The sequence below is a fragment of the Streptomyces alkaliterrae genome (assembly GCF_007097205.2).
Classification (GTDB): domain Bacteria; phylum Actinomycetota; class Actinomycetes; order Streptomycetales; family Streptomycetaceae; genus Streptomyces; species Streptomyces alkaliterrae.
The window spans coordinates 1-4,080 of the sequence record NZ_VJYK02000404.1 but is presented as its reverse complement, the minus strand read 5'-3'; the positions used below and the strand labels follow the sequence as shown (position 1 = coordinate 4,080).

The 4,080-nt window shown below is 75.7% G+C and carries 1 protein-coding gene and 1 pseudogene; both read right to left on the bottom strand.

Annotated elements, in window-relative coordinates:
- Positions 1-312: 312 nt before the first annotated feature.
- Positions 313-3,567 carry an error-prone DNA polymerase gene (locus FNX44_RS24590; protein WP_143651192.1) on the bottom strand — a complete coding sequence of 1,085 codons (3,255 nt, stop codon included), beginning with the start codon at positions 3,565-3,567 and terminating at the stop codon, positions 313-315.
- A pseudogene (locus FNX44_RS28275) lies at positions 3,560-4,080 on the bottom strand (DNA polymerase Y family protein); the annotation flags it as partial. The pseudogene FNX44_RS28275 and the gene FNX44_RS24590, both read right to left, overlap by 8 nt.

Sequence of the window (4,080 nt, the reverse complement as noted above, 5' to 3'; positions counted from 1 at the left end):
GTCCTCCCCCCGCCTCGGCAGTGGCGGGGGGAGGACGGTGCAGCCGGTCGGCACCGTCCAACCACCCCGCTCGCCTCCGCCCGCGCCACGCGTCCGGCTGCCGCCCGGCGGCCCGTCGGGCGCCTACCCGCTGCGTCCTTGCCACGGTTGTGGCGCAGGGAGCGGCGAGGGCGGTGCGGCCCGGTCGGTACCGGCCGATGCACTCCGCCCGGCGTCCGCCCGCGCCGTGCCGCCGTCGTCTCGCCGCGCGGGCGTCGTCTCGCCGCGCGGGCGTCCGGGTGCCGCTCGGCGGCCCGCCGGCCGCCTCGGCGCCTATCCGCCGCGGCCCCGCCTCGGCTGTGGCGCGGGTACCAGGGAGGGGAGGGCGGTGACGCGGAGGGCCAGGACGCTGGTCGCGCCGTCGGCGCGCTCCACCCGGCCGTGCACCAGCACCGCCGGGTGGTCGAGGACCGCCCGGGCGTACCGCTCCCACACCTCGGGCCGGATGACGATGTTGGCCATCCCGCTCTCGTCCTCCAGCGTCAGGAAGACCACCCCGCCGGCGGTCGGTGGACGTTGGCGGTGGGTGACAAGACCGCCCACCACCGCCGTCGCCCGGTCCGGCAGTGTGAAGACCTCGGCGACGGGCACGGCGGCGTGCTCCCGCAACAGCCCGCGCAGATGCTCCACCGGGTGGCGGCCGGTGGTGGAACCGGTGGCCCACAGATCGCCGAACGTCTCCTCCACGACGTTCATCGGCGGCAGCGCGGGCGCCTCGGGGACCGGGGTGGTGCCCGGCAGGGTGTCCTCGTCGGCCCGGGAGAGCGGGCCGGCCGCCCACAGTGCTTCCCGCCGACCGACGCCGAGCCCGGCGAAGGCGCCGGCGGTGGCCAGGGTCTCCATGACGGCGGCGGGCAGCCGGACGCGGCGGGCCAGGTCCGCCAGGTCGGTGTAGGGGCGGCCGTCGACGATCCGGGCCGCCGCTGCCTCCCCGAGCCCCTTCACATGCCACAGCCCGAGCCGGATCGCCGGCTCCCCGGCCGCCTCCCGCGACTCCAGGGTGTCGCGTACGTCCGAGCGCAGGACGTCGACGCCGCGCACCTCGACCCCGCGCCGCCGCGCGTCCGCGATCAGGGAGAGCGGCGAGTAGAAGCCCATGGGCTGGTTCCGCAGCAGCGCGGCGGTGAACGCCGCCGGGTGGTGGAGCCGCAACCAGGCGCTCGCGTACACCAGATGGGCCATCGACTGGGCGTGGCTCTGCGGGAAGCCGTAGCCGCTGAACCCCTCGACCATGTGGTAGATCCGCTCGGCGGTCCGCCGCCCGATCCCGTTGCGGGCCATGCCGCGCATCAGCCGCCCGCGCAGCTCACCGACCCGCTCCACCGAACGCTTCGAACTCAGCGCCTTGCGCAGCTCGTCGGCCTCGCCGGGGGTGAACCCCGCGCAGTCGACGGCGAGTTCCATCATCTGCTCCTGCCACAGCGGCACCCCGAGGGAACGCCGCAACGCCCGTTCCGCCAACGGGTGCGGGTAGTCCACCTTCTCCCGGCCGGCCCGGCGCCGCATGTACGGGTGCACACTGCCGCCCTGGATGGGGCCGGGCCGGATCAGCGACACCGCCACCACCAGATCCTCGAACTTCTCCGGGGCCAGCCGGGGCAGGGTGGACATCTGCGCCCGCGACTCCACCTGGAACACCCCGACCGTGTCGGCCCGGGCGATCATCTCGTACACCGCCGGATCGTCCGGCGGGATCGAACCGAGGTCGTGCCGCACGCCCTGGTGGCGGGCGGCGAGATCGCAGGCGTCGTGCAGTGCGGACAGCATGCCGAGCCCCAGCAGGTCGATCTTCACCAGCCCGGCGGCCTCCACGTCGTCCTTGTCCCCCTGGAGCACGCTGCGGCCCTCCGCCGTCGCCCACTCCACCGGCACGAACTCCCCGACCGGCTGGCGGGTGAGCACCATGCCGGCCGAGTGGATGCCCAGATGGCGCGGCAGACCCTCGAGCTGCCCGGCGAGTTCGGCGACGTCCGGCGGCAGTTCGCGGCCCGCGCTCGCCGGCCGGTGGTGGTGCACGCGGCTGCTCAACTCGTCCACCCGCTCCGGCGGATAGCCCAGCGCCCGCGCGGCGTCCCGCACGGCCAGCCGGGGGCGGTAGGTGATGACGTTGGCCACCTGGGCGGCGTGCTCCCGCCCGTACCGCTCGTACACGTAGGAGATGACCTCCTCGCGGCGGCGGTGCTCGAAGTCGATGTCGATGTCCGGCGCCTCACTGCGCTCGACGGACAGGAACCGCTCGAACAGCAGCCCGTGCCGCAGCGGGTCGACGGCCGTCACGCCCAGCACGTGGCACACCAGCGAGGACGCTGCCGAGCCCCGCCCCTGGCACCAGATGCCGGCTCGGCGGGCGAACTCCACGATGTCGTGCACGATGAGGAAGTAGCCGGCCATCCCGAGCTGCCCGATGATGCCGAGCTCGTGCTCCAACTGCCGCCACGCCTCGCGGGCCGACGGGTTGTCCCCGGGCGGCGGCCCGTAGCGCTCGACACCGGCGGCCTGCACCAGCCGGCGCAGCCAGGAGTCCTCGGCGTGCCCGTCGGGCACCGGGAAACCGGGCAGCCGGGGGCGCAGCGCCGACAGGTCCAGCGCGCACTCCTCGCCGAGCGCGAGCGTGGCCTCCCGGACGCCGGGGAAACGCTCCAGCCAGGCGGCCATCTCCGCGCCCGAGCGCAGATGCGCGGTGGGCGCCGGGTGCAGATGCCCGGCCGCGCGCTCCAGATCCTCCCGGCGCCGCAACGCCGCCAGCGCCTGGGACAGCCGCGCCTGCCGGGGCGCGGCGTAGTGCACCGCGCCGGACGCCACCGTCCGCACGCCGGTGCGGCGGGCCGCCGCGAAGAGCGTGTGGTTGCGCGGCGAGTCCTCCGGCAGGCGGTGGTCGATCAGCTCGGCGTGCACGTGCTGCCGCCCGAAGACGTCGGCCAACCGCCGGATACGACGCACGACCGCGTCGACGTCGGCGGGATCGTCGTACTCCGCCACCGCCTCCCCGCCGGGTCCGCCCGGGTCTGCCGGGCCCGTCCGCGGGCAGCCGGTCAGTACCGCCCAACCGTCGTGCCGGGCCGCTGCCGACAGCGCCGCCAGATCGTAGACGGGCGCCCCCTTGGCGCCCGCCAACTGCGCGGCGCTCAACGCCGCCGACAGCCGCCGGAAACCCTCCGTCGACCTCGCGAGCACCACGACTCGCCCCAACTCATGTGCTTGGAGGGATAGTTCGGCGCCGAAGACCGTCCGGACGCCGGCGCGGCGCGCGGCACCTTCGAGCCGCCGGGCGCCGTACAGACCGTCCCGATCGGTCAGCCCCAGTACGCCCACGCCCAACCGCGCCGCCTCTTCGACCAGTTCCGCCGGATCGCAGGCGCCCTGGAGGAAGGAGAAACCGGAGTGGGTGTGCAACTCCGCCCACGGCACGGTGAGTTCGTCGGCGCATGTGGGCGTGTCGCGTACCGCGCGCAGCACCGGCCGCCCGGCGGCGTCCGGTGAACCGTGCCGCGCCGCGCCGGGGCGAGCCTCCTTCGACCCCTCAGCCATAACACGCCTCCACGGACCAGGCGCCGCCCGAGACCCGAAGCAGCCACGCCCGCCCGTCGCCCGTGGTCACCTGGAGACGGGCGACCCGCTGGGCCCGGCTCGGATCCCACCACTGCTCGAGCACCGGCCAGGGACCGGCCCAGCCGGTCACCGGCACCAGCCCCGCCCCGCCGCCGCCCGCCGGGCCGAGTGCGGCCGGCGGCGCGGACAGCACAGCCCGACCCGACACCTCCACCGTCGCCCCCGCCGAGTCCAGCAACCGGGCCGGACGCGGCGTCGAATAGACCACCGCAGGATGGGGTGCGGGCAACCGCCCCGGCCAGGGACCGTCGGCGGAACGCCCCTCCTCGGCCACGTCACCGAAGGGCACCCGGACGACCCGCTCCCCCGGGGACCGCCCGGCGCCGAGTTCCACCCGGGTGACCGCGCCGTGGCCGAGCATCGCCTGAAGGCGGGCGGCCGCCCGCTCGACCTCCTCCAGCGTCGCGGTACGCGAGCCGAACAACTCCCCCT